This window comes from Streptomyces sp. NPDC026673 (genome assembly GCF_040638135.1).
In the GTDB taxonomy this organism is placed as follows: domain Bacteria; phylum Actinomycetota; class Actinomycetes; order Streptomycetales; family Streptomycetaceae; genus Actinacidiphila.
Window position 1 is genome coordinate 36,760 of the sequence record NZ_JBEZXR010000052.1, and the last position, 24,545, is coordinate 61,304.

Below are 24,545 nucleotides of genomic sequence, written 5' to 3' on the forward strand. Positions count from 1 at the left end.
CCGAATCAAATGGCCCGCAATTGGACCTTCGATATAGGCCGATGGGTGCGTCGAGCCGGCGGCGGTGTCGGCATCGAAGTGCCGCTGGAACAGGTGGCTCATCGCCTCCGTGTTCGGAAAGAGCCCCGCACCGAGCATGGTGCGGGGTCCCTCTCAGCGCAGCTGCTCGGCGAGTCCGACGATGATGCCCTCGGGGCCGCGGATGTAGCAGAGCAGATGGCTGTCCTCGAACCGGGCGATCTCGCCGACGAGTTCGGCGCCGTGAGGGCGCAGGCGGGCAACGGTGTCCTCGATGTCGTCGACGGCGAACATGACGCGGTGCGTGCCCAGGATGTTGTGCGGCCGATTGCGCGGCCCGGCGCTGATCGCCGCGGGGCTGCGGTACTTCGCCAGCTCGAGCCGGCTGTGACCGTCCGGGGTCCGGACCATCGCGATGTCACATCGAACGCCCTCGAGTCCGGTGCACTGGTCGGCGAAGAGGCCCTCGACCTCCGCCCTGCCTTCCAGCTCCATACCGAGTTCCACGAAGAAAGCGATGGCGGCATCCATGTCCTCGACGACGATGCCGACGTTGTCCATCCGCTGAATCGCCACGCTGGTCTCTCCTTCTTCCTCGTGCGGCCCGTGATGGCCGCTGGTGCCCCTGGGACGGAGCCGGTGGCACGTTCTCGACATCCCCGGACCGCCGGCACGATGAGAATGGCTCCCACGAGGGCCCACACGGTGGTTGCCGCGCTGTGCGGGGTGGCGATCAGGGCAGCGGCGTGGCCGCAGGCTCCCGAGGGTCCGGGAACGGACATCCCGGGTCCGGCGGCAGTGTCGGATCAGCGCGGTACCGTCGGCCATGACGTGTGACGACGAGGCGGCCAGACGGTTTCGGCCCAGGGACGCGGGCGATGATCCGTGGCGGGGTGATGAGCGTCATCGCGTGATGGCCGAGGCGCTGCACCGCTACGGGTTGTGGGATCACCTGTCGGCGGAGCTGCGCGAGTCGGCCGTGGCCGAGGTCGCGACCGGCTGCTATCCGCTGCATTCCGACTTTCTCTCCGCGCGGATCCTGTTCTTCGCGGACGGAGAGGAACTGGCCGAGGGCGGGGTCGAGAGGTTCCTCCGAGCGCTGGCGCCGGCCCTGGTGCGATGCGGAGTGGTGCTGGAGGTCGAGACGGTCTCGGATGCCGACGACTACATGGTGTCGATCAATGGGATCCGTTGCGTGGTGTGGAGGCCCGAGGACTGGGAGGGCGGGGATCCGTGGGCTTTGTCGACCGTCCGGCCCCTGGCGGTCGTCAACCGGCTGCTCGCGGCGGCCGGGCACAGCGCGCTGCGTGCTCACACCCTCTACGCGGGTGGCAATGAGGGACTCGTCCTCCTGATGGACCCGCGAGCCGCCGAGGCGATGCGAGCCTGCGGCTTGTTCCCCGAACATGAAGTGCCGGCGCTGGCCGAGGGGGAGTGAGGGCCCAACCGCCACAACGGCGCCGGTCCGCTGGGTGACCGACGCCCCGGCGCCGGTTCGGGCCCGGCGGCGTGCGGACAGTCGGAGAGGCTGGTGACGCCGTCGTCCGTGCCGTCATCCCGCTGAACATCCTGTATCGCCGCACTCGGTTCTCGATCGCTGGACGACACCGTGGTCCCGGCCTGTCGGGGACTTCCCGTCTTCGGACCCCAGACCGTGCATCACGGTGCGATCAGGCGATAGTCCGAATAGGGTCTTTGATCCTGGTCGCCGCGGCACGAAGGTGGGGGTCGGCCCCGTGCGCCGCGTGGGGCCGGCGACGGCCAGGGAGGCGGCGACATGTCCGGCGGGCAGTTGTACGACACCATCGGGGCCACGTACACCGTGACGCGGCGCACCGAGCCGCGGATCGCCGCAAGGGTGTGGGCTGCGCTCGGCGACGCGCGGACGGTGGTGAACGTCGGGGCCGGCACCGGCTCCTACGAGCCCCCCGACCGCGAGGTCACGGCGGTGGAGCCGTCGGCGCTCATGCGTGCGCAGCGTCCCGCGGGCGCGGCACGGTGCGTGGCCGCCGTCGCGGAGAGCCTTCCGTTCCGGGACCGGTCCTTCGACGCCGCGATGGCCTTCGCCAGCATCCATCACTGGCAGGATCCGATCGCGGGCCTGCGCGAGATGCGGCGTGTGGCCCGCCGGGTGGTGGTCTTCACACACGACACCAGTGACGCCGGGTGGCTTGGCCGGTTCTGGCTCACCCGCGACTACCTTCCCGAAGTCGCCGGCCTCCTTGCCGGCCGGCCCTCGCTGACCGAGCTGGCCGACGCGATCGGTGCCCGCGTGGAATCCGTGCTCATCCCGTGGGACTGCGTCGACGGCTTCTTCGAGGCGTACTGGCGCCGGCCCGAGGCCTACCTGGACGAGAACGTGCGTCGCGGTGTGTCGGTCTGGTCCAGAGTCGGGCCGGACGCCGAGCGGCGCGCCGTGCGGAGCCTCCGCGACGATCTCGCCTCCGGCCGGTGGGCGGAACGCAACCGCGGCCTCGCCGATCTCGACGCGGCGGAACTCGGCCTGCGCCTGCTGATCGTCTGAACCCGCCGCGGCCGGGGGGCGGCGAAGTCGACCGGGGACAGCCGGGCGTGTGCGGCGCCCGCGTTGTCGGTGAGGTACTTCGGGGTCTTGGTGCCGGGGATGGGGACGCCGTACGGCCCCTGGGCGAGGAGCCAGGCGAGGGCGACCTGCGCGGGAGTGGCGGCGACCCGGTCGGCGGCCTCGCGGACCTTGGCCGCGAGGTCGGTGTTCCGCCGTCGCCCCTGTGCCCGCCTCGCGGCAGGGCACGTCACAGCGCGCTGCCCCTGAGCCGCGCCGGGAACCGGCGGGGCCCGGTGGTCCGCCGGTTGCGGCGGGCCACCGGGCCCCTGGGTACGTCCCGGGTCAGCGGGCGCTGCGCCCCTGCGGGGCGGGCAGGTGCCGGTCGGTCCCCGGTGTGGGACCGGCCACGGGCCGCCCCTCGTCGCCGGTGGCCGGGGCGGTGCCCCGGGCGGAGCGCGCCGTGGCGGAGGCCGTGGCCGGCAGCTCACCGGCCGCCGCCCAGATGGTGGACGTCCAGGCGCTGCTCGCGGCGATCGAGGAACCGATCGCCGTGCGGTTGGCGGGCGAGTACGAGGCGTTGCCGCCGAAGGTCTGGACGTACGAGATGCTCGCGGCGCGCTGGCTCAGGTAGTACGCCGTGGGCGACGAGAGCGTGCCCTGGGTGGACCAGAGCATCGGTCCGTACTCGGCGGTGGCGGCGCCGCCGACGACGGCGTTCTGCCAGCTCCAGGTGTCCTCGACGGTGGCACCCGTCGGCGCCGACCACCAGAAGCGGGCCAGGTTGGCGGCCACGTCCTCGTGGGTCTTCCCACCGATGCTCCAGTAGCTCCAGACCTTGTTGAGGGTCAAGTGCCCTATCGCATAGTTGGCGTTGTAGCCGACCGTCACCAGGTTGGTCCTGCTCGGGTTCAGGCTGTTCAGGAAGGACTTGACGGAGGCGGGGACGGTCTTGCCCCTCGTCAGCAGCACCACACCCGTGCCGCGGTACCCCAGCGCGCCCGCGGCCGTGGCGGCCGCGATCGGGTCGTGGTACTCGTCGCCGTCGGCGACGAAGATCCAGCTCGGGGCCGAGCTGATCTGCTTGGCGACCCGCACGGACAGCGACGCCAGGTCGGGGGCGTCGAGCCGCAGCGGCTTGTAGCCGAGGGCCTGCACCTGGCTGGCCACCTTGGCGGACAGGATGCGGGTGCTGCCGGGCAGGTAGACGGTGCTGCCCTTGGGGAGCGAACGCTTGAGCTCCGTGGCGGCGGCCGTGTCCAGACCGCTGCCGGAGGTCATCAGGACCGGGCCCTGCTTCTCGGCGGCCAGCGCGATGGCCGGGGCCGAGTAGGTGGAGTTGCCCTTGTTGACCAGTACCGCGGACTTGGCGGTGAGCAGGCCCGGCACGTGCGGCGCGCCCACCTTGTCGAAGGTCCAGCGGGAGGCGGCCCCGTCGATGCCGATGGAGCCGGTGCCGTAGACCCGGTACAGGTTGTTCGTCCGCAGCGGCTGCCAGGCGGGCCTGGCACCCTTCCCGGCACCGGTGAGCTCGGTGGAGTTCCCGGTCGCCAGGTCGAGGATGCGCACCGTCTGGACGTCGTTCGACCAGCCGGCGTGCGAGGTGTGGGCGTCGTAGGCGATCCGGCCGCCGGCGGGATCCCAGGACGGCGACAGGTGGTCGGTCGGGTCCGAGGTCACCTGCCGGACGTCGGAGCCGTCCGCGTTCGCCGTGAACAGCTGCGCCCAGTCGTCCACCAGACGCACGAAGACCAGTTTGCCGCCGTCCGCCGAGAACACCGGGGAGGTTCCGGAAGCGATGATCTTCTTGAGGGCCTTGGTGTCCGGATCGTAGGTCCAGATGCCCTGGCTGTCGTCGCAGCCGTAGTTGGTGCGCCGCTCGAAGGCCAGTGTGCCCACCGGGCTCGCCGTGGGGTGCACATCGCACACCGTCGAGGGTTCCTGCGCCGCGGTCAGCAGCGGCTCCGGCTCCCAGGAGCCGTCCGAGGGACCGTAGACCAGCTGACCACCGGTGCTGAACACCACGTACTGGCCGCCCAGCCAGAAGGTCGGGTCCTCGTAGACCGCGCTGGAACGGACCTTGGTCGTCGGCGGGAGGGCGGTAAGCGACGTCGTACCGGAAACCCTGCCCGTGGACAGCTGCTGGCCCGCCCCGGCCACCACCTTGCTGCCGTCGGGTGCCCAGTTCGGCGTGAGGCCGCTGTTCGGGATATTGGGAACGGAACGCAGGCCCGTACCGTTCGAGTTGACGATCGCGACGCCGTTCGAGCCTCCGTACAGCGCGATCTGACCGGGCGCGACGTCATTCGGCGCGGCCTGTGCGCCCGGCGCCGCGGCACCGAGCAGGCCGGCCGCCAGCGAGGCGGCCGACGTGACTGCCGCGAGGGTGCGGCGAGAACGAGGATTCAACAAAAGCCCCCCAACGAAGAGTGCTGTACTACCTGCCGCCGAGAACCTCGGCCCGGCGCATCCCAGGGTGTGCGGAGGAAGGCATGCGAATGCGTGGTCGCCCCTGCGACGTCGTCGCCCGCGCCCTGCGGAGCGCTCCCGGCCTCGGTGATCGCTCGCCAGCGGATGGACACTACGTGATGCGCGGCGGCCTGCCGGAACGCGAGTTCGAACATCCGGTGAACAAACGCTCCGCGGGGTGCCATCTCCGCAGCGGACGCCGCCCGTTGCGGGTCCGGCCCGCCGGACCCGGCCGCCGGCTTCCGCGGGCCTGGGATACGGGAAGGGGACGGGAACCGGCCGGAGGGAGCCTGGTCCCGGGAGCGCCACCCGGGCGGCCACGTCGGCGGCCTTGGACGGGAACCGCTTCCTTGGGGCGGATGGGGGCATTCCACCGCGTTCCCCGCCCCCGCGCGATCCAGCGGCCCACCCCCGGGGCGCGGGTGTTGACCTCCGTTGCGGATCATCACAAGATGACCGCGTACGGCACTCTGCCGAGATCGCCGGCCGGGCCACCGCCGGCCGTTCGCCCGCCGGCACGGGCAGGCAGATGTGCGGTCCGGCGCGTCCGGAATCCTGGAAGGTCACGCGTTCATGCAGAGCTACGCCTCGGCGCAATTGGCATCACCCGGTACGTACTTCCAGACGGCGGCCTTCTGCTGCCTCGTGGCGGTCGTCCTCATACGGGCGGGCCGCGTGTGGCGCCGCCCGGCCCGGGGCCTGCTCGCCCCCGACGAACCGGTGCGCGTGGAATCCGCGCCGGTGCCGGCCCCCGCGTCGGTGCCGGCCCCCGCGTCCGCCCCGGTCCCGCGCGACCGGACCGCGGGGCGCGTCTATCTCTGCTTCGGCTGGTTCCTGGTACTCGGGACCGTCGTCAATCTGGTCAACGGCGTCCGCTCGGCCTGGGGCTGACGGGCCGCCCCCGTCCGTGGAGCGGGGGCGGCGGCGGCCGGGGGCGGTCGGACGGCCCCGTCACCTGCGGCGGCCGCCCTCCGCGGGCTCCGGACGGACCGGCGGCGTGGTCTCGGGGGACCCGATGAGCCCGGCGCAGTAGGCGGACACCGCGGCGGTTCCGCCGGCCGCCCGCTCCAGCCGGGCCAGGGTCGCGGCGTTCACGCCCTTGTGGTGCTCGGAGGCCTTGGCGTACGTCTGGCACAGCCCCTTCAGCCCGGCGTCCGCGGGCGCGGCGAGCGGGGGCACCGAATCCCGCGGGCCGCGCGGAACCGCGGGCGCGGCCGGGGGCGTGGCGGTGGAGCCCTGGGGTCCGCGCGGGGCGGCGGTGCGGGTGCCGACGGGGCCGGCGGGCGCGGAGGACGGGGGCGACACCGGCCGGGGTCCGGCCGCGCCGGGGCGGAAGGGGCCCGGGAGCGTGCCGGACTGCGCGGCCACGGCCACGCCGCCGAGCACGAAGACCGCGACCAGCCCCCCGAGCACCGTCCGGGTACGCCGGGCGCCGCGGGCCCGCCGTACGCGGCGGCCGTCATGGGTGGCGCCCCGGGCCGCCCGGAAGGCGGCCAGCGCGGCGCGTTCGCGTTCGGGGTCGCCCGGCAGCGGCGCCGCGGCGGCCGTGAGGAGCCGTACGAGAGCCTCCGTCCGCCCGTCGCCGTCCGCGGCCGGGTCTGCGGGATCCGCAGTGAGGTCCACCGCGAGCAGGCGCTCGGCGAGGGCCGCGTCGATCCGGTCGTCGTGTGCTCGGCTGTCCCTCATCGGTCATTTCTCCATGGCGCCGTCGAGGCGCTCGGCCAGGCGTTTCAGGCCCCGGTGGGCGGCGGTCCGCACCGCGCCGGGGCGTTTGCCGAGGACCTTCGCCGCGGCGGGTGCCCTGAGCCCGACCACCACGCGCAGCAGCACGGCCTCGGCCTGGTCCTGCGGCAGCGCCGCGATCAGTTCCAGCGCGCGCCGCGTGGACAGGTTCTCCAGGGCGGTTCCCCCCGCGTCCTGGAAGGTCACCGGCTCGACGGTGCGCTCCTCCAGGGGCGTGGTGCGCGGCCGGGCCTTGATCCGGCGCAGGTGGTCGAGGGCGCGGTGCCGGGCGATGGCCGCGGCCCAGCCCCGGAAGGCCTGGCCGTCGCCGCGGAATCCCCGCAGGTCCCGGACGACGTCGTGCCATGTCTCGGAGGCCACGTCCTCGGCGTCGTCGCCGACCAGGCCGTGCAGATAGCCCAGAAGCATCGGATGGACCTCCCGGTAGACGGCGCCGAACGCGGTCTCGTCCCCGGCGCGGGCGCGCCGGACCGCGTCGCCCAGTTCCTCCTCGCCCATCCGGCCGCGCCGACGGAGCTCCGCCTCGCCCACTGCGTCCTCTTCGCGCTCGTCGGCCCCGTACCGCCGGCCGCCCTGCCGCGGCGGGGCGGTCGTCACACCTCGGCCCGGCCCACCACGGAGAGGCAGAAGAGGCGCAGGCTGTCCGCCGAGCCGTTCTCGTACCGCTTCACCGCCTTGCCCAGCGGGTTCCAGATCCGCCCGTCGGGCGTCCGGATACCGAACGGCCGGCCGAATGTATCGCGCTGTTCGGCGTCGAAGTCCACCCAGGTGGCCCCGGCGGCGCGGACCAGCACCTGGCCGGTGTAGGCGCCGAAGCCGAGGAGCGTGGGGGTGACTGCCTGGAGGGGCGGCTGCTCGCCGCGGATGGCCTCGATGATGCGGTCGACCAGGCCGAGGCTGGCCGGCGAGTAGTCGAGCCGGATCCGGGAGCCCTCCCTGGCCATGGACACGACATCCGCGGCGAGCCGAGGACCCAGAACCGTCGCCGGTGGGCTGCTCACGTCCTGCTTCATCGTGCCCCTTCGCTCGTCGTCCCCGTCCGCATGTGACGCCTGTGGCTACTGAGTAAGGCGCGGCGAGGCGCGAAAGCGTTACACGGGCGGCGGAGACGACGAAGCCCCGGAGCGCGGGCGCGCTTAGGCTGCGGGCATGGCGAACGCGACCGTACGCGAGTGGTACGAGGAAGAGGGCTGGGGCGTGCTGGACTGCCCCGAGACGCCCGGGGGGTGCTTCGCCCACTACAGCGACATTGAGATGAACGGCTTCCGCACCCTGTCCGCCGGCCAGCCGGTGGCCCTGGAGTGGGAGGCGCCGGGCTTCGCGCAGGACGGGTACGAGTACCGCGCCCTGCGCGTCGTGCCGAAGGGCTGACCGGGACCGCGGGTCAGCCCACGTCCCACAGGAAACGGTGGGTGTGGATGCCGAAGTACGGGAAGGTGTCCACGCCCGCGACGCCGTCGGTGGTCCGGACGACGTCGTTGACGAAGTCCAGCAGGTCGGGCGGGCCCGGGCAGACGACCTCGGCGAACAGGGCGTAGGGCCCGGCGGTGAGGACCGCGTAGACGACCTCGTCGCGCGCGGAGAGCGTGTCCGCGACCGCGCGCGGGTCGCCGTCCACGCGGACGCCGAGCAGCGCCATCGCCTGACCGCCCATGGCCATGGGGTCGGTGACGCCCACGACCTGGACGACCTTGCCGTCGATGAGCCGCTGCAGGCGCTGCCGGGCGGCGGACGGGGAGAGCCCGACCTTGGGGCCGAGGTCCGCGTACGGGATGCGGCCGTCGGTCTGCAGTTCGCGGAGGATGGCGCGGTCGATGTCGTCCACGGGACTCAGCCTGCCAGTTCGGCCAGGGCCTCGGCGAAGAGGGCGCTGTGGGTGTCGACATCGGCCTCGGTGGTGGCCGGGCACATCAGGGCCATGTTGTGGAACGGCGTCATGAGGATGCCCCGGTTGGCCAGCCACAGGTGCAGGAAGTCCTCCAGTTCCGGGTCGGAGACCGCCGCCGACTCGGTGCCGTTGCGCGGCGCGGGCGCGGCGAAGCGGTACTCGGTGCGGGCGCCGAGGCGGCTGACGGACCAGGGCAGGCCGTGTTTGGCGACGGCGTCCGCGACACCGCGCTCGAAGCGGGCGGCGAGGGCGGACATGGCGGTGAACGCGTCGTCGGTGAGGACGTGTTCGAGGGTGGCGCGCATGGCGGCGACGGACAGGGCGTTGCCGGCCAGGGTGCCGCCGACGCCGCCCATGTCGACCAGGTCGAGGTCGGCGCGGCCGAGGAGGCGGTCGGCGAGGTCGGCGGAGAGGCCGTAGGCGCCGGCCGGGACGCCGCCGGCGATGGCCTTGCCGATGGTCAGGACGTCGGGCTCGAGATCCCACGCGGCCGTGGCGCCGCCCGGGCCGGCGGAGAAGGTGTGGGTCTCGTCGTTGATCAGCAGCACGCCGTGCCTGCGGGTGATCTCCCGGACGCCCTCCAGGTAGCCGGGCTCGGGCAGCACGATGCCGATGTTGGTGAGGGCGGGCTCCATCAGGACGGCGGCGACGTCGCCGTGGGCGAGCTCGCGCTCCAGGCCCTCCAGGTCGTTGAACTCCGCGACGCGGCTGGTCAGCGTGACGTCGCAGGGAGCTCCGACGTTGCCCGGGCGGGAGACGCCGCCGCGGCCGCCGGGGCCGGTGACGATCAGGGACTCGTCGACGCTGCCGTGGTAGCAGTGGCTGTTGAAGAGGATCTTCCGCCGTCCGGTGACGGCGCGGGCGAGGCGGATGGCCCAGCGGTTGGCGTCGGTCGCGGTCAGCGCGAACGACCAGCGGGGCAGGCCGAAGCGGCGGGCCAGTTCGGCACCGACCCACTCGGCGTCCTCGGTGGGGAGCATCGCCGTGGCGCCGCCCTGCTCGCGGTAGCGGCGCTCGATCGCCTCGGCGACGGGCTCCGGGGAGTGCCCGGCCATGGCGCCGGTGTCGCCGAGGCAGAAGTCGATGTACTCGTGGCCGTCGATGTCGGCGACCCGCGCGCCGCGGGCCCCGGCGAGGTAGCGGGGGAAGGCGCCCGCGTTCTTGTTCATCCAGGTCATCGGCACCCGGCCGAAGAGGTGGTCGGCCGCCTCGTACGCGGCGCGGGACTTCGGATTCGCGGCGGTGGCGTCGGCGGCCTCCCGGGCGAGCAGTTCCTTCAGACGGGTGCGGTCGACGGACATCGATGCCCTCCTCGGCGACGGAGGCTCTGACCATACGCTCGATTCCACTGCTGATCCACCATTAGGCGCTGGATTCGTTCGTCCACTCGATCGAATCTAGATCCTCCGGAACATGTGATCTCCCTGGCGCCGGCGGGCCCCACGCACCCGAGGCCGCAGCGGGTGCGCCCGCGGGAGACGGGTGCCAGGGTGGCTTGTGTCGGCCGGCGGACGCGATCGCAGGGAGAGGTGGCGATGGCCATGGCGGAACACCCGCACGCCGTACTGGTCCACAGGGTGTACGCGGCGTTCACCCGGGGCGACATGGACGCGCTGGCCGGCCTGCTCGCCGGGGACGCGGCCCACCACTCCCCCGGCGACCATCCGCTCGCCGGCCACTACAAGGGCCGGGACGAGATCATCGGCTACTACCGCCGCCTGGCCGAGGAGACCGACCGCAGCATGCGGATCCAGCTGCGGCAGGTGCTCGTCGACGGCCGCGGCCACGTCATGGCCCTGCACCACCTCACGGCCCAGCGCCAGGGCAGGTACCTCGACGAGCCCGGCGGCATCGTCTTCCGGATCATCGGCGACCGGATCACGGACCTGGACGAGTGCGTGGGCGACCTCGACGCCACCAACACGTTCTGGAGCTGAGCCCGGCGGCCCCGCCCGCCGGGGGGCCTCCGGGGCCGCACCCGGACCCGCCCCCACCCGGACGAGGACCGTGTCGTGACCGGAAACGTCCGCGCGCTGCCGCCGAGCCTCGACGGCGGCGCTTCCGGCTCCCCGGGGGCCGCGACCGCCCGCAGGCCCGCGAAGCGGGCGGACGGCGCGGGCAGCGCGCGCTCCGCCTCCAGCCGCACCGGCGGGGCGCCGAGGCAGTAGTGCGGCCCGCGCCGGGCGGCCGTGCCTGACCGTGCGCGCACCCGGCGGCGGATCCGGCAAAGAATCCGACAGCAGTCCCCGCGGCAGATCGTGACGCGTGACCGCGCGGGCGAACCGCCGGGGGCTCCGCACACACGACCGGGCCGGGGCGCGCACGCGGCGTTCTCGCCGTGCCGGCCATGGGCGATCGGGTCAAGGCGCGGGGGCGCGGGCCGAGTTGTCGTGGACGGCATCGCGACGCGCGCGGTGGGCGTGGGAAACCCCGCGCCACACCGGCCCCCGCACCCCCGGCCTCCCCTTCCTCGATACCCCTAGGGGGTATAGTGTGATAGCGGGTGGACGGCAGGGTGCCCGACGCCGCGCACCGGAACACGCACAGAACGCACGAGGAGAACCCATGTCTGTCAGCTACAGCGTCTCCGGCATGAGCTGCGGCCACTGCGAATCCGCGGTCGGCAAGGAGGTCTCGGCCCTCCCCGGCGTGACCGGCATCACGGTGGACGCCAAGACCGGCCTGCTCACCATCGACTCCGAGGCGCCGGTGGACGAGGAGGCGCTCCGCGCCGCCGTCGACGAGGCGGGCTACGAACTGGTCGGCAGGGCATGACCGTCCCGGATCAGCAGCAGGTCACCCCGCGGATCGCCGCCCAGGCCGCCCCTGCGGGCGTCACCGAGCTCGAACTCGCGATCGGCGGGATGACCTGCGCCTCCTGCGCGGCCCGGATCGAGAAGAAGCTCAACCGGATGGACGGTGTCACCGCCACCGTCAACTACGCCACCGAGAAGGCCAAGGTGGCGTTCGGGGACGGCATCGGCGTCGGCGACCTGATCGCCACCGTCGAGGCCACCGGCTACACCGCCGCGCTGCCCGCCCCGCCGGCCGCCGCCACGCCGCAGGAGCAGGCGGAGGAGGCCGAGCCCCGCGAACTCACGGCGCTGCGCCAGAGGCTGCTGACCGCAGCCGTGCTCGCCGTGCCCGTCATCGCGATGGCCATGGTCCCGGCCCTGCAGTTCCGCAACTGGCAGTGGCTGTCGCTGACCCTGGCCGCACCCGTCGTGACCTACGCGGCCTGGCCCTTCCACCGCGCGGCGTGGACCAATCTGCGGCACGGCGCGACCACGATGGACACGCTCATCTCCATGGGCACGCTGGCCGCCTTCGGCTGGTCCGTGTGGGCGCTCTTCTTCGGCGACGCGGGCATGCCCGGCATGAAGCACCCCTTCGAGCTGACCGTCGCCGGCGGCGACGGTTCCGCCAACCTCTACCTGGAGGTCGCCTCCGGCGTCACCGCCTTCATCCTGGCCGGGCGCTGGTTCGAGGCCCGTTCCAAGCGCCGGGCGGGCGCCGCGCTGCGCGCCCTGATGGAGCTGGGCGCCAGGGACGTCGCCGTGCTGCGCGGCGGGCACGAGGTACGCGTCCCCACCGCCGAACTGGCCGTCGGCGACCTGTTCGTGGTGCGGCCGGGCGAGAAGATCGCCACCGACGGCGTCGTACGGGAGGGCACCTCGGCGGTCGACGCCTCGATGCTCACCGGCGAGTCCGTACCGGTCGAGGTCGGACCGGGCAGCGCCGTCACCGGCGCCACCGTGAACGCCGGCGGCCGGCTGGTGGTGGAGGCCACCCGGGTCGGCTCCGACACCCAGCTGGCCCGCATGGCGCGCCTGGTGGAGGACGCGCAGAACGGCAAGGCCGCGGCCCAGCGCCTCGCCGACCGGATCTCCGCGGTGTTCGTCCCCGTCGTCATCGGGCTCGCCCTGGCGACGCTCGGCTTCTGGCTCGGCAACGGCGCGGGCCCGACCGCGGCCTTCACGGCCGCCGTCGCCGTGCTGATCATCGCCTGCCCGTGCGCGCTCGGACTGGCCACGCCCACGGCGCTGCTGGTCGGCACGGGCCGCGGCGCGCAGCTCGGCATCCTCATCAAGGGGCCCGAGGTCCTGGAGACCACCCGCCGGGTCGACACGATCGTCCTCGACAAGACCGGCACGGTCACCACCGGCGCCATGACGCTCACGGGCGTCCATGTCGCCGGCGGCGAACACGAGGACGAGGTCCTACGGCTGGCCGGCGCCCTGGAGCACGCCTCCGAGCACCCCATCGCGCGGGCGATCGCCCGGGCGGCGGAGGAACGCACGGGCCCGCTGCCCGGCGTGACGGAATTCCGCGCGCTGCCCGGACTCGGCGTCCGGGGCACCGTGGACGGTCACCGGGTCACGGTCGGGCGCCAGGAGCTGCCCGAGCCGCTGCCGGAGGAACTCGCCCTCGCCAAGGCGGCGGCCGAGGCCCACGGCAGTACGGTGGTCACGGCCGCCTGGGACGGCCGGGCCCGCGCGGTGCTCGTCGTCGCCGACGCCGTGAAGCCGACCAGCGCCCGGGCCGTGCGCATGCTGCGCGAACTGGGCCTCACCCCGGTGCTGCTCACCGGGGACCACGAGGCGGTGGCCCGGGCGGTGGCCGCCGAGGTCGGCATCGACGCCGCGGATGTGATCGCGGACGTCATGCCGGAGGACAAGGTCGCGGCCGTCGCCCGGCTCCAGGCGCAGGGCAGGTCCGTCGCCATGGTCGGCGACGGGATCAACGACGCGGCCGCGCTGGCCCGCGCCGATCTCGGGCTCGCCATGGGCACGGGGACGGACGCCGCCATCGAGGCGAGCGACCTGACACTGGTCCGGGGCGACCTGCGGGTCGCCGCCGACGCCATCCGGCTCTCCCGGCGCACCCTCGGCACGATCAGGGGCAACCTCTTCTGGGCCTTCGGCTACAACGTGGCGGCCCTCCCGCTCGCCGCCGCCGGACTGCTCAATCCGATGATCGCGGGGGCCGCGATGGCCTTCTCCTCGGTCTTCGTGGTCGGCAACTCGCTGCGCCTGCGCGGGTTCCGGCCGCTCGCGCGCTGAGCTCCCGCGGCCGCACGGCCCCCGGTCGGGGGCGGTGCGGCCGCGGAAGCGCCGGGGCGGGCGGTCACTCCTCGTCGTCCAGGAGGGCGGCGACGACGGCGTCCATGTCCAGATGGCGCAGCTCCTGGCCGGGCGGCACGGCCTCGTAGACCCGCGCGAGGAAGCTCCGCAGGCCGGAGGTGCCCACCTCGACGAGCGCGGTGCCCTCGGGCGTGCGGAACTCGATCGCGGTGTGCTCCGGCCCGCTCGGCCGGATGTGCACGTCCCCCTCTCCCGCGGGTTCGTACAGGCCCGTGGTGAGCAGTCCGCGGGCGAACACCCAGGTCACCTCGGCGCCGTCGAGCGACACCTCGGCGGGGAAGGTGATCCGGGCGGCGAGGGGGTCGTCGCGGCGGTAGCGCAGGGTCGCGACGATCTCGCGGCCCTCCGGCCCCGAGCGCGGGGTGCGCAGACGGGCCCTGACGATGTGGTCGATGTCGGTCAGCATGGCCTTCCTCGGCAGGCGGGCGGTGCGCTCCGGATGCGTTCCGGTCCACCGGGGAGAGAGCGAAAGGCCGCTGTCCTTACGCGACTTCCGACACCGATTGTGTGACGTACGTCACAGGCGCTTCGCAGACCGCCAAGGCCGGCGCCGCACACCGGAACGGGGCGGCCGGTGCAGGCCGGGGCCGCCGGGCCGTCCGGCCGGCGTCCGCGCCACGCCCCGCTGCCGCACCCGCCGGAGCGCGAGCCGCCGGCCTGAAACGCCGTCACCAAGGGTATGCCGCACATGACGCCCGGTGACCGGCCGGGTGTGCACCGGGTGGAGGTGGAACCGATGGAACAGGTGGCCGTGTTCTGCGGCAACTGCGACTGCGGCTGTCCCACGCTGTACGTGGACGAGACGGCGTCGCCCGACCAGCGGGTCGTGCTGACCGACGACTTCGGGCAGCGGGTGCGGATGAGCGCCGACCAGTTCCGCTCGCTGGTCGAGGAGGCGAAGGCAGGCCGGCTGGACCACGTGTAAGGTCCGGCCGGCCCGTCCTAGCGACCGCCCGCGGACCGCGGGCGGGGCCGACCCGGGTCAGGCGACCCGGGTCAGCTTCGAACCGAGGGGCGGCTCGACGAGGGCCTTCTGGAGCAGGACCGGGACCTTGATCGTGCTGTCGCCGTTGCCGACCACGAGCTCGCCGACCTGGTCACCGGCGCTCGCCTTGTGCGGCAGGCCCGCCTTGTCCGGCTCGACCGAGATGTCGACCTTGAGGCCCGCCCAGCCGATCGCGGTGACGTCCTCGCCGGCCACCACCGGCGTGTGACCGCCGAGGCCGTCGTCGACGTAGCCGACGACATCGCCCTTCCGGATGATCGTGTCCGAGGCGAGCGCGTCCCTGGCACCGTCGATCAGGGTGCGGCTGCGGCCGAGCACCGTGTCGATGATCGGCGCCTTCTGCTGGTCGAGCATCGCGCCGATGACGAGCTGCTTGGTGCCGCCGATCTTGCGGTAGGCGGCGAAGAGCAGGTTGCCGCCCGCCTTGGTGCTGGTGCCGGTCTTGATGCCGACGATGCCGTTGTAGCCGGACAGCCGGTTGTAGTTCTTCCAGACCGTGCCGTGGCTGTCGGTGTACTCGATCTTCCCGGCGATCTCCGCGAAGACCGGGTTCTCCATCGCCGCGTGCCCCAGCTTGACCTGGTCGCTCGCGGTGCTGACGGTGGTCGCCTCCAGGCCGCTGGGGTCGGTGTACGTGGTGTCGTCCATGCCGAGTTCCTTCGCGGCGGCGTTCATCTTCTCCACGAACGCCTCCTCCGATCCGGCGTCCCAACGGGCGAGCAGACGGGCGATGTTGTTGGCCGAGGGCAGCATGACCGCCTCCAGCGCCTCGTACACGCTGAGCTTCTGCCCGGCGTCGACGGAGACCACGGACTCGTTCTCCGCGCTGCCGCTGTGGAACTGGTCCTCGGCCTTCTGGTCGACCTTGAGGGTCTCGCCCTCCGACCCCTTCTTGATCGGGTGGTCGCGGAGGATGACGTAGGTCGTCATCACCTTGGCGACGCTCGCGATCGGGGTCGGCTTCTGCTCGCCGAACTCGCCCATCCGGCCGAGACCCTCGGCCTCCATGACGGCCTGGCCCTCGCTGGGCCAGGGGAGGTCGAGGTCCTCGCCCTCGAAGGTGAACGAGGTCTCGGCCGTTGTCACCAGTTCGGGCTCGGGCAGCGGACGCAGCGCCTGCGCCACGCAGAAGGCCACGACCAGCAGCAGGACCAACGGGGTCCAGATCTTGATCCGGCGCACGGTGGTGCGCAGCGGCGTCTCCGGCGGCGGCGGAGTGTTCGTCAGCTCCGCCAGCAGCTTCAGCGCCTCGTCCGGGTCCGGCGGCAGCGGCATCTGCTTCGTCCGCGAGCCGCCGGCCTCCGCGGCCGTCGGGCCCGGGGCGGCCGGGGGCTCGGGGCGCACCGCGGGGCGGTCGTCCGTCCTCAGCGGGACAAACGTTCCGCTTCGCCGGGCGGGCGTGGCGACGGGCGCGGAAGCGGACGGCGCGGGGGCCGTGGGGGCGACGGGCGCGGGAGCCGAAGGCGCGGAAGCGGACGGCGCGGGAGCCGAAGGCGCCGACGCGGACGGCACGGGGGCCGTGGGGGCGGAGGGCGCGCGCAGGGTCAGCGTGCGGTCCCGGACCGGTGCGGCGGGGGCGTCCGTGCGGGGCGCACGCAGCGTCAGGGTGCCTTCCCCGGCCTTGGGAGCGCCGCGTCCGCCCCCGGGCGCCTCATGCGCTCCGGATCCGCCCTTGACGGCTCCGGGGCCCTCTGAGGGGCCCTCGGTGGCGTCGGTCCCGGGCTCGCCCTCGGTGGCGTCCTCCACGGCATCCTCGGAGGCGTCCTCCGGGGTGCCGTCGACCACGCCGCGGCCGTCGGGGCCGTCGGGGGTGTCGTCGGGCTCGGCCTCGGCGTCCGCCCCGGTGCCTCCCTCGGCCTCCGCGGACGACTCGGACGACTCGTCCTCGCGGCCGGCGTCCCCGGCGGCGGGGGCCTCCTCCCGTTCGCCCTCGGGCTTCCCGGACTCCTCCGGCTCCTCGGCCTCTTGGGCCGACGCCTCCTCGGCGGCGGGCTCCTCGTCGTCCCCGGACGGGTCCCGCGACCCGGCCGCGGAGGCGTCCGCGGTCGTCCCGGACTCCTCCGCGCCGTCGCCGGCGCCGTCCGCGGCTGCGTCGTCCGTACGGGATTCCGCGTCGTCCCCCGCGCCGTCGGCCGGAGGGGCTTCCTCCGCGTCCGGCGTAGCGCCCCGCGCCCCGCCGTCCACTTCCGCTACGCCGTCGGGCGTACCGGAAATACGCCGATCGGGCTCCGCCGCACCCTCCGCCTCGGGCGGCTCCGGCGCGAACTCCGGCTCTCCGGTGGCCGGTTCCGGTGTCTCACGGGACGCCTCCGCGACCCCGCGGAAGACCGCGATCCTCGGATCCACCACCCCGCCTCCGGTCGCCTCCCCCGACGACTCCTGCTGCTCCGCCCTGCCGGGGGACTCGCCCGCCACCAGACCTCCTCCACACATCGCGCGGTACGCCGCCGCGGCGCACCGCTCACCCTTACACCAGTTTCCAGGCCCCTGCCGTGAAGCCACCGTGAGACCCGCCGTGGGACGCCCCGGCCCCTCGCGAGACACGGCCGCCCGCGGTGCTAGACGAGAACGACATATGAGTCGGTTCCCGCACGAACGGGCAAGGCGCTCTCGACAGGCCGGTGTGAGAGGCGTCACCCTGTCATTCATCCACGCGGGGAGGCATGGATGGGCAGGAGCCGCAGAACACTTCCGGAGGAGCTACTGCTTCTCGCCCTGGACCCGGCCACGGGTACCACGGCGCAGCCGCAGTCGCTCGACCTCGGTCTTGCCGGGGCACAGCTAGTGGAGCTGGCCCTCGCAGGACGGATAGCCCCTGACGGGGATCGTATCGCCGTGGTGCACCCACGGCCGACAGGAGATCCGACCCTGGACTCCGCGCTCGAACTGCTGCGCCGCCGCGGCAGCCCCGTGCGCGCCGTCCACTGGATCGGCGGGCCCCGCCTGGGGCTGCGCCAGACGTATCTCGTGCATCTGGAACGGTGCGGCATGGTGCACGCCGTGCCGGGACAGATGTGCGGGGTGCTGCCGACCACGCGCTATCAGGCGACCGACAGCGAGGTCAGCCGGGAGATCAGGGCCCGGCTGGACAGTGCGATCCGCACCGGGGTGCCACCGGACCCGCGGACCGCCGCGCTCGCCGCGATCGCCCATGCCGTGGGGCTCGGCAAGCACCTGTACCCGGGCAACGAGGGCCGGTCGTCCCGATCGCGACTCCGTGACCTGATCAGGTACGACCCCATGGGCGGCCTCGTCGCGCACGCCGTGATGGACGTGCAGAACGGTGCCGCCGCGCAGCCGAAGCGCGCCCCTGCCCAGGGGCGTACGGCGGCGGCGAGGGCGACGGGCCACGGGATGGTCCGCGCCGGCGTCCGCTGACCGGGTGTCCGGCGGGCAGGGCCCGGACACCGCGACGACCGCGACCAGAGCGCAACCGCCGCGCGCGGGGCGACGACCGGCACAGGCCGGCCGTCGCCCCGCGCGCGGCCGTTTGTCCGCTCTTTGGAAGAGCGCAGCATATGACCAATTCCCAGCGGCGGGATGACCGATAGTGGCACTCTGCTGACCAGCAGTACACATCTGCAGAGAACACGGACCAGTCCGGAATTCGGAGGTGCACATCCCGTGGCCGCCAACGTCAATCCCACCGTCAGGCGACGCCGACTCGGCTCGGAACTGCGCAAGCTGCGCGAGCAGAAGGGAATGACCGCGGAGGAGGTCGCCTCCCGGCTGCTGGTCTCCCAGTCGAAGATCAGCCGGCTGGAGAACGGACGCCGCAGCATCAGCCAGCGCGACGTGCGCGACCTGTGCAGCGTGTACGGGGTCGAGGACAGCCGCCTCGTCGACTCCCTGATGAACATGGCGCGGGAGTCCCGGCAGCAGGGCTGGTGGCACGCCTTCGGCGACGTCCCCTACAGCGTCTACATCGGCCTGGAGACCGAGGCCGAGTCGCTGCGCGTCTACGACTCCCTGGTGGTGCCGGGGCTGCTGCAGACCCGCAACTACGCCTCGGCGGTCATCGAGGGGACGCTCCCCGAGGCCACGGCCGAGCAGATCGAGAAGCGGATCGAGATCCGGCTCCGCCGCCAGGAGCGCGTCACCGACCCGGACTCGCCCCTGCGCTTCTGGGTGGTGATGGACGAGTCCGCGCTGCGCCGCGTCGTCGGCAGCAAGGACGTGATGCGCGAACAGCTGGAGTACCTGGCCCAGATGAGCGCCCAGGCGCACGTCACGGTCCAGGTCCTGCCGTACGACGCCGGGGCGCACCCCGGCATGTCCGGCAACTTCGCGATCCTGGAGTTCGCCGATGCGACCGACTCCAGCGTCGTCTACATCGAGGGCGTCACGAGCGACCTGTACCTGGAGAAGCCGACCGACGTGCACGGCTACAGCGTGATGTACGAGCACCTGCGGGCCCAGGCGCTCAGCGCCGAGCAGAGTCGCCAGTTCATCGCGGACGCCGCGAAGGAGTACGCCCGCTGACCCTCCGCATAATGAGTCCCGCAGAGTACACCTGAGCCCCGCGAGTCGGAAGACCTCCTGGAATATGCCACTCGTTGGAGGTAATAGCCGCTGTGGGCAGTGATGTTGGCGAGTAGCTTCGATCACGTCAGAGCTGCACAAAAAGAAAGCTCGGAGCGATCATGGCTATTCAGCTCGGAAACACCAGGGCGTGGACCAAGTCCACCCGTTCCCAGGGAAATGGCGCCTGCGTCGAGGTCGCCTCCCCCACAGCGTCCGCCGTCGACGTCCGCGACTCCAAGGACCCCGACGGCCCCACGCTCGCCTTCTCCCCGGAGGCCTGGTCGGCGTTCGTCACGGACGTCAGCCGTGGGACGTACGACCTCGACTGAGCACCACCGCAGTATCCGTACGGGCCCTCTCGACCGGCACGCCGTCCTGGCCGAGGGGGCTCACTGCCGTCCGGGATCCCCTCATCCGCGCAACCGGTCGACATGCAGGTCGGTCCCCGGGACCGTGGGGATGAAGGGCGCGACCAGTTCGACCCGGCCCAGCCCGGAGCCGTCCACCTCGGCGTCCAGGCCCGTGAAGTGCTCCTCCCACACCTCGCGCGGGTCCCGCTGCAGGAACCACAGCAGGGTCAGCCGGGTGCCGACCCCCTCGACCTGCTTCACATAGGACATCCGCTCCAGCGGCAGCGGCGTCGGACGGAAGACGGTCACCATCGCCGAGGGCGAGCCGGCCAGCCGGTCCGGCAGAAGGCGGTCGCGCAGCCGGTCCAGCAGGGCGTCGCACTGCCGCGGGGTCTCGGAGTCGACCACCTGGACCACCAGACCCGCGTAGGGGTGGTCGAGTGCGTGGAAGTCCCGGGGCCCGGCCGGGCCGTCGCGGTAGACCGTGGCGGCGTGGTCCTGGAAGGCGGTGAAGACATGGGTGCGGTCGTGGTGGACCCGGGCGTCGCGGTTGAGGCGGCGGTTGATGGCGACGGTCCACTTCATGTGGTCCGCGTAGCGCCCGGCCGTGATCCAGTACACGGTGATGTAGCAGCCCGCGGTGACCGGTTGGGCGACCGCGGACTTCTCGGGATAGCGCAGGCGCTGAAGGTCGTGGGTGGCCACCCAGCGGCGCCCGGCGTACATCCAGGGCATGGCCATGGCGCCGGCGATGAAGTGGTCGTCCTCGTACCAGCGGTTGTAGGCGTACTCGTGGCCGGGGTGCGGCTCGACCATGGTGATGAGCGCGTGGCCGAGACCGGGGCCGTAGGGGCCGACGGAGGCCAGTTCGGCGTAGAGCTCGCTGCGGGTGTCTTCTTCGGTCATGCCTACGGTTTAGCTGACTTGCCGTCAGATACGGAACCCCATGGCGGCACCGGGCACATCTGTGTACGGTCCACGAAATCGCCCGCCACCGTGAAGGAGCCCGCCATGCGCGCCGCCGTCCCCGGCCTCGCCACCCGTGCCACCTCCGTCGGCGGCTCGCCGGTACGGGAGATCCTCGCGCTGACCGCCCGCCCGGAGGTGATCTCCTTCGCCGGCGGACTGCCCGCCCCGGAACTCTTCGACGCCGCGGCGATCCGGGCGGCGTACGACCGGGTCCTCGCCGAGGCGCCCGAGCGGGTGCTGCAGTACTCCACCACCGAGGGCGATCCCGCGCTGCGCGGGGCGATCGCCGGCCGGCTCACCCGCGCGGGACTGCCCACCGGCTCCGACGACCTGCTCGTCACCGGCGGCTCCCAGCAGGCCCTCACCCTGGTCTCCACCGCCCTGCTGGAACCCGGGGACGTCGTCCTCGTCGAGGACCCCGGCTACCTCGCGGCCCTGCAGTGCTTCGCCTTCGCGGGCGCCCGCGTCGTGCCCGTCCCCTCCGACGCCGACGGCATCGACCCGATGTCCCTGGAACCGGCCGTCGTCCGCGAGAAGCCCAAGCTGCTCTACCTCGTGCCCACCTTCCAGAACCCCACCGGCCGCACCATGACCGCCGAGCGCCGGCAGGCGGTCGCCCGGATCGCCGGGCGGCACGGCGTGTGGATCGCGGAGGACGACCCGTACGGGGAGCTGCGCTACGACGGCGAGGCGGCGCCGTGGATCGCCTCCCACGAGGCGGCCGCCGACCGGACCGTCCTGCTCGGCAGCCTCTCCAAGATCATGGCGCCCGGGATGCGGCTCGGCTGGCTGCGCGCGCCCGCGGCGCTGCGCCGGGCATGCGTGGTGGCCAAGCAATCGGCCGACCTGCACACCTCGACCGTGGACCAGGCCGCCGCCGCCCGCTATCTGACCGACTCCGACCTCGACGCCCATCTGGCCCGGGTCCGTGCCGCCTACCGGGAACGGCGGGACGCACTGCTGGCCGGGCTGCCCGGCGTGCTGCCGCACGGCAGTTCCTGGAACCGGCCCGAGGGCGGCATGTTCGTCTGGGCGCGGCTGCCCGCCGGACACGACGCGACGGAGCTGCTGCCCCGGGCGGTCGCCCACGACGTGGCCTATGTGCCGGGCGCGCCCTTCTACGCGGGCGAGCCCGACCGGGCGGCACTGCGGCTCTCCTTCGTCACGCACACCCCCGGCGAGATCGGGGAGGGGCTGCGCCGGCTCGCCAAGGCCCTGGCCATCGCGGGCTCGTGAGCCTATTCTGACGGTCCGTCAGTTCATCCGTCCGGGTGGGGGTGGTGGGCCGTGCTGCTGCGCGACAAGACCGTGGTGGTGTCCGGGGTCGGAGCCGGCCTCGGGCAGCGGGTCGCCCAGGCCGTCGTCCGCGACGGCGGGAACGCGGTGCTCGGCGCCCGCACCGAGGCGCATCTCGCCAAGGCGGCGGACGAGATCGACCCCGGCGGCACCCATGTCGCCTGGCGCTCGACCGACATCAAGGACGCCGGGCAGTGCGAGGCGCTGGCCGCGCTCGCCGAGGAGCGCTTCGGCGGGATCGACGCGGTCGTCCACGTGGCCGCCATGGACGGCTACTCCGGCGGCCTGGCGGACGCCGACTTCGAGACCTGGAAGACCGTGCTGGACGTCAACCTGCTCGGCACGCTGCGGATGACCAGGGCCTGCCTGCCCGCGCTGCGCGGGCGCGGCGGCGGCTCGGTGGTCTTCATCGGCACCCAGTCCGCCGTGGCCGCCCCGTCCCAGGTCCGGCAGGCGGCGTACGCGTCCTCCAAGGGCGCGCTGACCTCGGCGATGTACTCGCTCGCCCGCGAACTCGGCCCCGACCGGATCCGGGTCAACACGGTTCTCCCGGGCTGGATGTGGGGCCCTCCGGTCCAGGCCTTCGTGAGCTTCACCGCGCACACCGAGGGCGTACCCGAGGACGAGGTGCTGCTCCGGCTCGCCGACCGGATGGCGCTGCCGGAGCTGGCCACGGACGGTGACGTCGCGGAGGCCGCGGTCTTCCTGGCCTCCGACCGGGCGCGCGCGATCACCGGCCAGTCGCTGCTGGTGAACGCGGGCGAACTGATGCGCTGACAGGGGGGCGGAGCCCGGCGGGGCCCCGTCCGGCGTGCGGTCGTTCCGGCGAAGTACCCGCTCATGGTGGGGCGCCGCATGCGGTCACAACAACGTCAAGTAAGGTCAAGAACAAGTAAAATCGTTCTACTCGCTGATCGGTGTTCATGTCCTTGAACGCCGATGGTCTTGACCATGCCCTTTCCAGGCGGTTCAATCTGGGGCGCCGCCCCGCGACGGACGTACCGGCGAAGTGCGCTCCCGTTCACAAGGCGGACCCCTGGAAGGGGCACAACGCATGAACAGTCTCGACTGGGCCGTACTCGTCGGCTACTTCGGCGTGATGGTCGCCATCGGCCTGTGGTCCCACAAACGCGTCGACGACGTCAGCGACTTCTTCACCGCGGGCGGCCGCATGCCCTGGTGGCTGTCCGGCATCTCGCACCACATGTCCGGCTACAGCGCGGTGATGTTCACCGGCTACGCCGGCATCGCCTACACCTACGGCGTCACCTCGTACGTCACCTGGTCCTTCCCGATCGCCATCGGCATCGCCATCGGCGCCAACCTCTTCGCGCCCCGGCTCAACCGGCTGCGCTCCCGGCTGCACGTGGCCTCGCCGCTGGAGTATCTGAAGAACCGCTACAACGTCCCGACCCAGCAGGCACTCGCCGTCTCCGGCGTGCTGCTCAAGATCGTGGACGTGGGTGCCAAGTGGGCGGCGATCGCCACCCTTCTGTCGGTCTTCACCGGGGTCTCCCTCAACCAGGGCATCCTCATCACCGGCGCCGTCACCGCCGTCTACTGCACGGTCGGCGGGCTGTGGGCGGACGCCCTCACCGAACTGGGCCAGTTCGTCATCCAGCTGCTGGCCGGCCTGGCCATGCTGGTGGCGGTCCTGGGCGAGATCGGCGGGATCAGCGGGCTGTGGACGGTCTGGGACAAGCTGCCGGACAACCACACCGCGCCGACCGCCGGGCCCTACACCCTGACCTTCCTGCTGGCGTACCTGTTCATCAAGACGTTCGAGTACAACGGCGGCATGTGGAACCAGGCCCAGCGCTACATGGCCACGAGCAACGCCCGCGAGGCCACCCGCTCGGCGCGGCTGTCGTCCGTGCTGTGGTTCGTCTGGCCGCTGATCCTCTTCTTCCCGATGTGGGTCGCGCCGCTGCTGGTGAAGGCGCAGAAGCCGGACGCCTCCGACTCGTACGCCCTGCTGACCGAGCAGCTGCTGCCGCACGGCCTGCTGGGTCTGGTCGTCGTCGGCTTCTTCTCGCACACCATGGCCATGTGCTCCTCGGACGCCAACGCCATCGCCGCCGTCTTCACCCGGGACATCGCGCCCGTGCTGTCCAAGGCGGCGCGCGACTGGAACGCGCGGGCCGGACTGCTGGCGGCGCGGCTCACCACCGTGGCCTTCCTCGCCCTGTCGATGGCGGTGGCCACCCAGGTCAACTCGCCGACCTTCAAGGACATCATCACGGTCGTCATCAAGTGGGTGGCCGGTCTGATGGGCCCGATCGCCATCCCGTTCATGCTCGGGCTGCTGCGTCCGTTCCGGAAGTCCGGCCCCACGGCCGCACTGGTCTCCTGGGCGGCGGGCCTGTTCGCCTTCTGGCTCACCAACTACGGCCTGGACGGCGTGCAGCTGCAGATCCAGATCGTGACGCCGCTGGCGACCTCGCTCGTGCTCTACGTGCTCATCGGCTTCGTGAAGCCCGAGGACACCCCGGAGCGGGACGCGCTCCTGGCGCGGATCAACTCCGACGGCGACGGGGACGGCGCGGCCGCCGCGGCGGCCGCGCCCGAGGAGCCGGCGAAGGCCTGACGGGCCGTGTCCCGGGGCGGGCCCTCGCCC

The 24,545-nt window shown here is 72.8% G+C and carries 24 protein-coding genes and 2 pseudogenes; 15 read left to right on the plus strand and 11 right to left on the minus strand.

Features of this window, described 5'->3' with window-relative positions; all coding sequences use genetic code 11:
- Positions 1-153: 153 nt before the first annotated feature.
- A complete protein-coding gene (locus AB0F62_RS29135; protein WP_361805549.1) occupies positions 154-594 on the minus strand; it encodes a VOC family protein in 441 nt (146 codons plus the stop codon).
- A 250-nt stretch (positions 595-844) separates the two neighbouring features.
- Between AB0F62_RS29135 and AB0F62_RS29140 the strand changes: the two genes are divergently transcribed.
- The gene (locus AB0F62_RS29140) at positions 845-1,456 is read left to right on the plus strand and encodes a hypothetical protein (protein ID WP_361805552.1); all 612 of its coding nucleotides are present in this window, start codon (positions 845-847) and stop codon (positions 1,454-1,456) included.
- Between the two features lie 345 nt (positions 1,457-1,801).
- A pseudogene (locus tag AB0F62_RS29145) lies at positions 1,802-2,542 on the plus strand (class I SAM-dependent methyltransferase); the annotation flags it as partial.
- A 26-nt stretch (positions 2,543-2,568) separates the two neighbouring features.
- Here AB0F62_RS29145 and AB0F62_RS29150 read toward each other — a convergent pair.
- Positions 2,569-2,757: pseudogene (locus AB0F62_RS29150) on the minus strand (aldo/keto reductase); the annotation flags it as partial.
- A gap of 127 nt (positions 2,758-2,884) precedes the next feature.
- A complete protein-coding gene (locus AB0F62_RS29155) occupies positions 2,885-4,948 on the minus strand; it encodes a cell wall-binding repeat-containing protein (RefSeq protein ID WP_361805555.1) in 2,064 nt (687 codons plus the stop codon).
- Positions 4,949-5,581: 633 nt separating this feature from the next.
- On the opposite strand from AB0F62_RS29155, the gene AB0F62_RS29160 reads away from it, so the two are divergent.
- Positions 5,582-5,899: a hypothetical protein gene (locus AB0F62_RS29160; protein ID WP_361805558.1), complete on the plus strand. Its 318-nt coding sequence runs from the start codon at positions 5,582-5,584 to the stop codon at positions 5,897-5,899.
- Positions 5,900-5,959: 60 nt separating this feature from the next.
- Here AB0F62_RS29160 and AB0F62_RS29165 read toward each other — a convergent pair whose 3' ends face one another.
- The 3 genes from AB0F62_RS29165 to AB0F62_RS29175 form a co-directional block, all read right to left on the minus strand.
- Positions 5,960-6,694, minus strand: coding sequence for a hypothetical protein (locus AB0F62_RS29165; protein ID WP_361805561.1), 735 nt, complete (start codon positions 6,692-6,694; stop codon positions 5,960-5,962).
- 3 nt (positions 6,695-6,697) lie between these two features.
- Entirely contained in the window at positions 6,698-7,249 is a 552-nt protein-coding gene (locus AB0F62_RS29170) for a sigma-70 family RNA polymerase sigma factor (RefSeq protein WP_361805624.1), read from the minus strand.
- Positions 7,250-7,344: 95 nt separating this feature from the next.
- Positions 7,345-7,764 (minus strand): hypothetical protein, encoded by a 420-nt coding sequence (locus AB0F62_RS29175; RefSeq protein WP_361805564.1) that lies wholly within the window; start codon positions 7,762-7,764, stop codon positions 7,345-7,347.
- A gap of 136 nt (positions 7,765-7,900) precedes the next feature.
- On the opposite strand from AB0F62_RS29175, the gene AB0F62_RS29180 reads away from it, so the two are divergent.
- Positions 7,901-8,122, plus strand: coding sequence for a cold shock domain-containing protein (locus AB0F62_RS29180; RefSeq protein WP_361805567.1), 222 nt, complete (start codon positions 7,901-7,903; stop codon positions 8,120-8,122).
- 13 nt (positions 8,123-8,135) lie between these two features.
- Here the strand turns inward: AB0F62_RS29180 and AB0F62_RS29185 are convergent, their stop codons facing one another.
- The gene (locus tag AB0F62_RS29185) at positions 8,136-8,576 is read right to left on the minus strand and encodes an Lrp/AsnC family transcriptional regulator (RefSeq protein WP_361805570.1); all 441 of its coding nucleotides are present in this window, start codon (positions 8,574-8,576) and stop codon (positions 8,136-8,138) included.
- Between the two features lie 5 nt (positions 8,577-8,581).
- Positions 8,582-9,940, minus strand: a complete 1,359-nt coding sequence (locus AB0F62_RS29190) for a transaminase (protein WP_361805573.1) — start codon at positions 9,938-9,940, stop codon at positions 8,582-8,584.
- A gap of 240 nt (positions 9,941-10,180) precedes the next feature.
- On the opposite strand from AB0F62_RS29190, the gene AB0F62_RS29195 reads away from it, so the two are divergent.
- The 4 genes from AB0F62_RS29195 to AB0F62_RS29210 all read left to right on the plus strand — a co-directional run bounded on the left by AB0F62_RS29195 (position 10,181) and on the right by AB0F62_RS29210 (position 13,702).
- Complete coding sequence (locus AB0F62_RS29195; protein WP_361805627.1) at positions 10,181-10,576, plus strand: nuclear transport factor 2 family protein; 396 nt, start codon at positions 10,181-10,183, stop codon at positions 10,574-10,576.
- 75 nt (positions 10,577-10,651) lie between these two features.
- Positions 10,652-10,807 carry a hypothetical protein gene (locus AB0F62_RS29200; RefSeq protein ID WP_361805576.1) on the plus strand — a complete coding sequence of 52 codons (156 nt, stop codon included), beginning with the start codon at positions 10,652-10,654 and terminating at the stop codon, positions 10,805-10,807.
- A gap of 397 nt (positions 10,808-11,204) precedes the next feature.
- A complete protein-coding gene (locus AB0F62_RS29205) occupies positions 11,205-11,414 on the plus strand; it encodes a heavy metal-associated domain-containing protein (protein ID WP_361805579.1) in 210 nt (69 codons plus the stop codon).
- The gene (locus AB0F62_RS29210; RefSeq protein ID WP_361805582.1) at positions 11,411-13,702 is read left to right on the plus strand and encodes a heavy metal translocating P-type ATPase; all 2,292 of its coding nucleotides are present in this window, start codon (positions 11,411-11,413) and stop codon (positions 13,700-13,702) included. The genes AB0F62_RS29205 and AB0F62_RS29210 overlap by 4 nt, the downstream gene beginning before the upstream one ends.
- 64 nt (positions 13,703-13,766) lie before the next feature.
- On the opposite strand, the gene AB0F62_RS29215 is transcribed toward AB0F62_RS29210, so the two are convergent.
- A complete protein-coding gene (locus tag AB0F62_RS29215) occupies positions 13,767-14,189 on the minus strand; it encodes an SsgA family sporulation/cell division regulator (RefSeq protein ID WP_361805585.1) in 423 nt (140 codons plus the stop codon).
- A gap of 330 nt (positions 14,190-14,519) precedes the next feature.
- Here AB0F62_RS29215 and AB0F62_RS29220 point away from each other — a divergent pair, with 330 nt between their 5' ends.
- Positions 14,520-14,708, plus strand: a complete 189-nt coding sequence (locus AB0F62_RS29220; protein ID WP_361805588.1) for a hypothetical protein — start codon at positions 14,520-14,522, stop codon at positions 14,706-14,708.
- Between the two features lie 57 nt (positions 14,709-14,765).
- Here AB0F62_RS29220 and AB0F62_RS29225 read toward each other — a convergent pair whose 3' ends face one another.
- A complete protein-coding gene (locus AB0F62_RS29225; protein ID WP_361805591.1) occupies positions 14,766-17,204 on the minus strand; it encodes a D-alanyl-D-alanine carboxypeptidase in 2,439 nt (812 codons plus the stop codon).
- Positions 17,205-17,456: 252 nt separating this feature from the next.
- On the opposite strand from AB0F62_RS29225, the gene AB0F62_RS29230 reads away from it, so the two are divergent.
- From AB0F62_RS29230 to AB0F62_RS29240, 3 genes are all read left to right on the plus strand, one after another.
- A complete protein-coding gene (locus AB0F62_RS29230; protein ID WP_361805594.1) occupies positions 17,457-18,167 on the plus strand; it encodes a GPP34 family phosphoprotein in 711 nt (236 codons plus the stop codon).
- A gap of 246 nt (positions 18,168-18,413) precedes the next feature.
- Positions 18,414-19,271, plus strand: coding sequence for a helix-turn-helix transcriptional regulator (locus AB0F62_RS29235; RefSeq protein WP_361805597.1), 858 nt, complete (start codon positions 18,414-18,416; stop codon positions 19,269-19,271).
- Positions 19,272-19,432: 161 nt separating this feature from the next.
- On the plus strand, positions 19,433-19,642 hold the full coding sequence (locus tag AB0F62_RS29240) for a DUF397 domain-containing protein (RefSeq protein WP_361805600.1): 210 nt from the start codon (positions 19,433-19,435) through the stop codon (positions 19,640-19,642).
- An 81-nt stretch (positions 19,643-19,723) separates the two neighbouring features.
- Here the strand turns inward: AB0F62_RS29240 and AB0F62_RS29245 are convergent, their stop codons facing one another.
- Positions 19,724-20,569: a hypothetical protein gene (locus AB0F62_RS29245; RefSeq protein ID WP_361805603.1), complete on the minus strand. Its 846-nt coding sequence runs from the start codon at positions 20,567-20,569 to the stop codon at positions 19,724-19,726.
- Positions 20,570-20,674: 105 nt separating this feature from the next.
- Here AB0F62_RS29245 and AB0F62_RS29250 point away from each other — a divergent pair, with 105 nt between their 5' ends.
- The 3 genes from AB0F62_RS29250 to AB0F62_RS29260 all read left to right on the plus strand — a co-directional run bounded on the left by AB0F62_RS29250 (position 20,675) and on the right by AB0F62_RS29260 (position 24,515).
- Positions 20,675-21,868 carry a PLP-dependent aminotransferase family protein gene (locus AB0F62_RS29250; RefSeq protein WP_361805606.1) on the plus strand — a complete coding sequence of 398 codons (1,194 nt, stop codon included), beginning with the start codon at positions 20,675-20,677 and terminating at the stop codon, positions 21,866-21,868.
- A 51-nt stretch (positions 21,869-21,919) separates the two neighbouring features.
- A complete protein-coding gene (locus tag AB0F62_RS29255; RefSeq protein ID WP_361805609.1) occupies positions 21,920-22,705 on the plus strand; it encodes an SDR family oxidoreductase in 786 nt (261 codons plus the stop codon).
- 277 nt (positions 22,706-22,982) lie between these two features.
- On the plus strand, positions 22,983-24,515 hold the full coding sequence (locus tag AB0F62_RS29260) for a sodium:solute symporter family protein (protein WP_361805612.1): 1,533 nt from the start codon (positions 22,983-22,985) through the stop codon (positions 24,513-24,515).
- Positions 24,516-24,545 lie beyond the last annotated feature (30 nt).

Coding starts and splice junctions, on each gene's coding strand:
- AB0F62_RS29140 (WP_361805552.1), top strand. CDS start 845: ATGACGTGTGACGACGAGGCGGCCAGACGGTTTCGGCCCAGGGACGCG.
- AB0F62_RS29160 (WP_361805558.1), top strand. CDS start 5,582: ATGCAGAGCTACGCCTCGGCGCAATTGGCATCACCCGGTACGTACTTC.
- AB0F62_RS29165 (WP_361805561.1), bottom strand. CDS start 6,694: ATGAGGGACAGCCGAGCACACGACGACCGGATCGACGCGGCCCTCGCC.
- AB0F62_RS29170 (WP_361805624.1), bottom strand. CDS start 7,249: ATGGGCGAGGAGGAACTGGGCGACGCGGTCCGGCGCGCCCGCGCCGGG.
- AB0F62_RS29175 (WP_361805564.1), bottom strand. CDS start 7,764: ATGAAGCAGGACGTGAGCAGCCCACCGGCGACGGTTCTGGGTCCTCGG.
- AB0F62_RS29180 (WP_361805567.1), top strand. CDS start 7,901: ATGGCGAACGCGACCGTACGCGAGTGGTACGAGGAAGAGGGCTGGGGC.
- AB0F62_RS29190 (WP_361805573.1), bottom strand. CDS start 9,940: ATGTCCGTCGACCGCACCCGTCTGAAGGAACTGCTCGCCCGGGAGGCC.
- AB0F62_RS29195 (WP_361805627.1), top strand. CDS start 10,181: ATGGCGGAACACCCGCACGCCGTACTGGTCCACAGGGTGTACGCGGCG.
- AB0F62_RS29205 (WP_361805579.1), top strand. CDS start 11,205: ATGTCTGTCAGCTACAGCGTCTCCGGCATGAGCTGCGGCCACTGCGAA.
- AB0F62_RS29210 (WP_361805582.1), top strand. CDS start 11,411: ATGACCGTCCCGGATCAGCAGCAGGTCACCCCGCGGATCGCCGCCCAG.
- AB0F62_RS29215 (WP_361805585.1), bottom strand. CDS start 14,189: ATGCTGACCGACATCGACCACATCGTCAGGGCCCGTCTGCGCACCCCG.
- AB0F62_RS29220 (WP_361805588.1), top strand. CDS start 14,520: ATGGAACAGGTGGCCGTGTTCTGCGGCAACTGCGACTGCGGCTGTCCC.
- AB0F62_RS29230 (WP_361805594.1), top strand. CDS start 17,457: ATGGGCAGGAGCCGCAGAACACTTCCGGAGGAGCTACTGCTTCTCGCC.
- AB0F62_RS29240 (WP_361805600.1), top strand. CDS start 19,433: ATGGCTATTCAGCTCGGAAACACCAGGGCGTGGACCAAGTCCACCCGT.
- AB0F62_RS29245 (WP_361805603.1), bottom strand. CDS start 20,569: ATGACCGAAGAAGACACCCGCAGCGAGCTCTACGCCGAACTGGCCTCC.
- AB0F62_RS29250 (WP_361805606.1), top strand. CDS start 20,675: ATGCGCGCCGCCGTCCCCGGCCTCGCCACCCGTGCCACCTCCGTCGGC.
- AB0F62_RS29260 (WP_361805612.1), top strand. CDS start 22,983: ATGAACAGTCTCGACTGGGCCGTACTCGTCGGCTACTTCGGCGTGATG.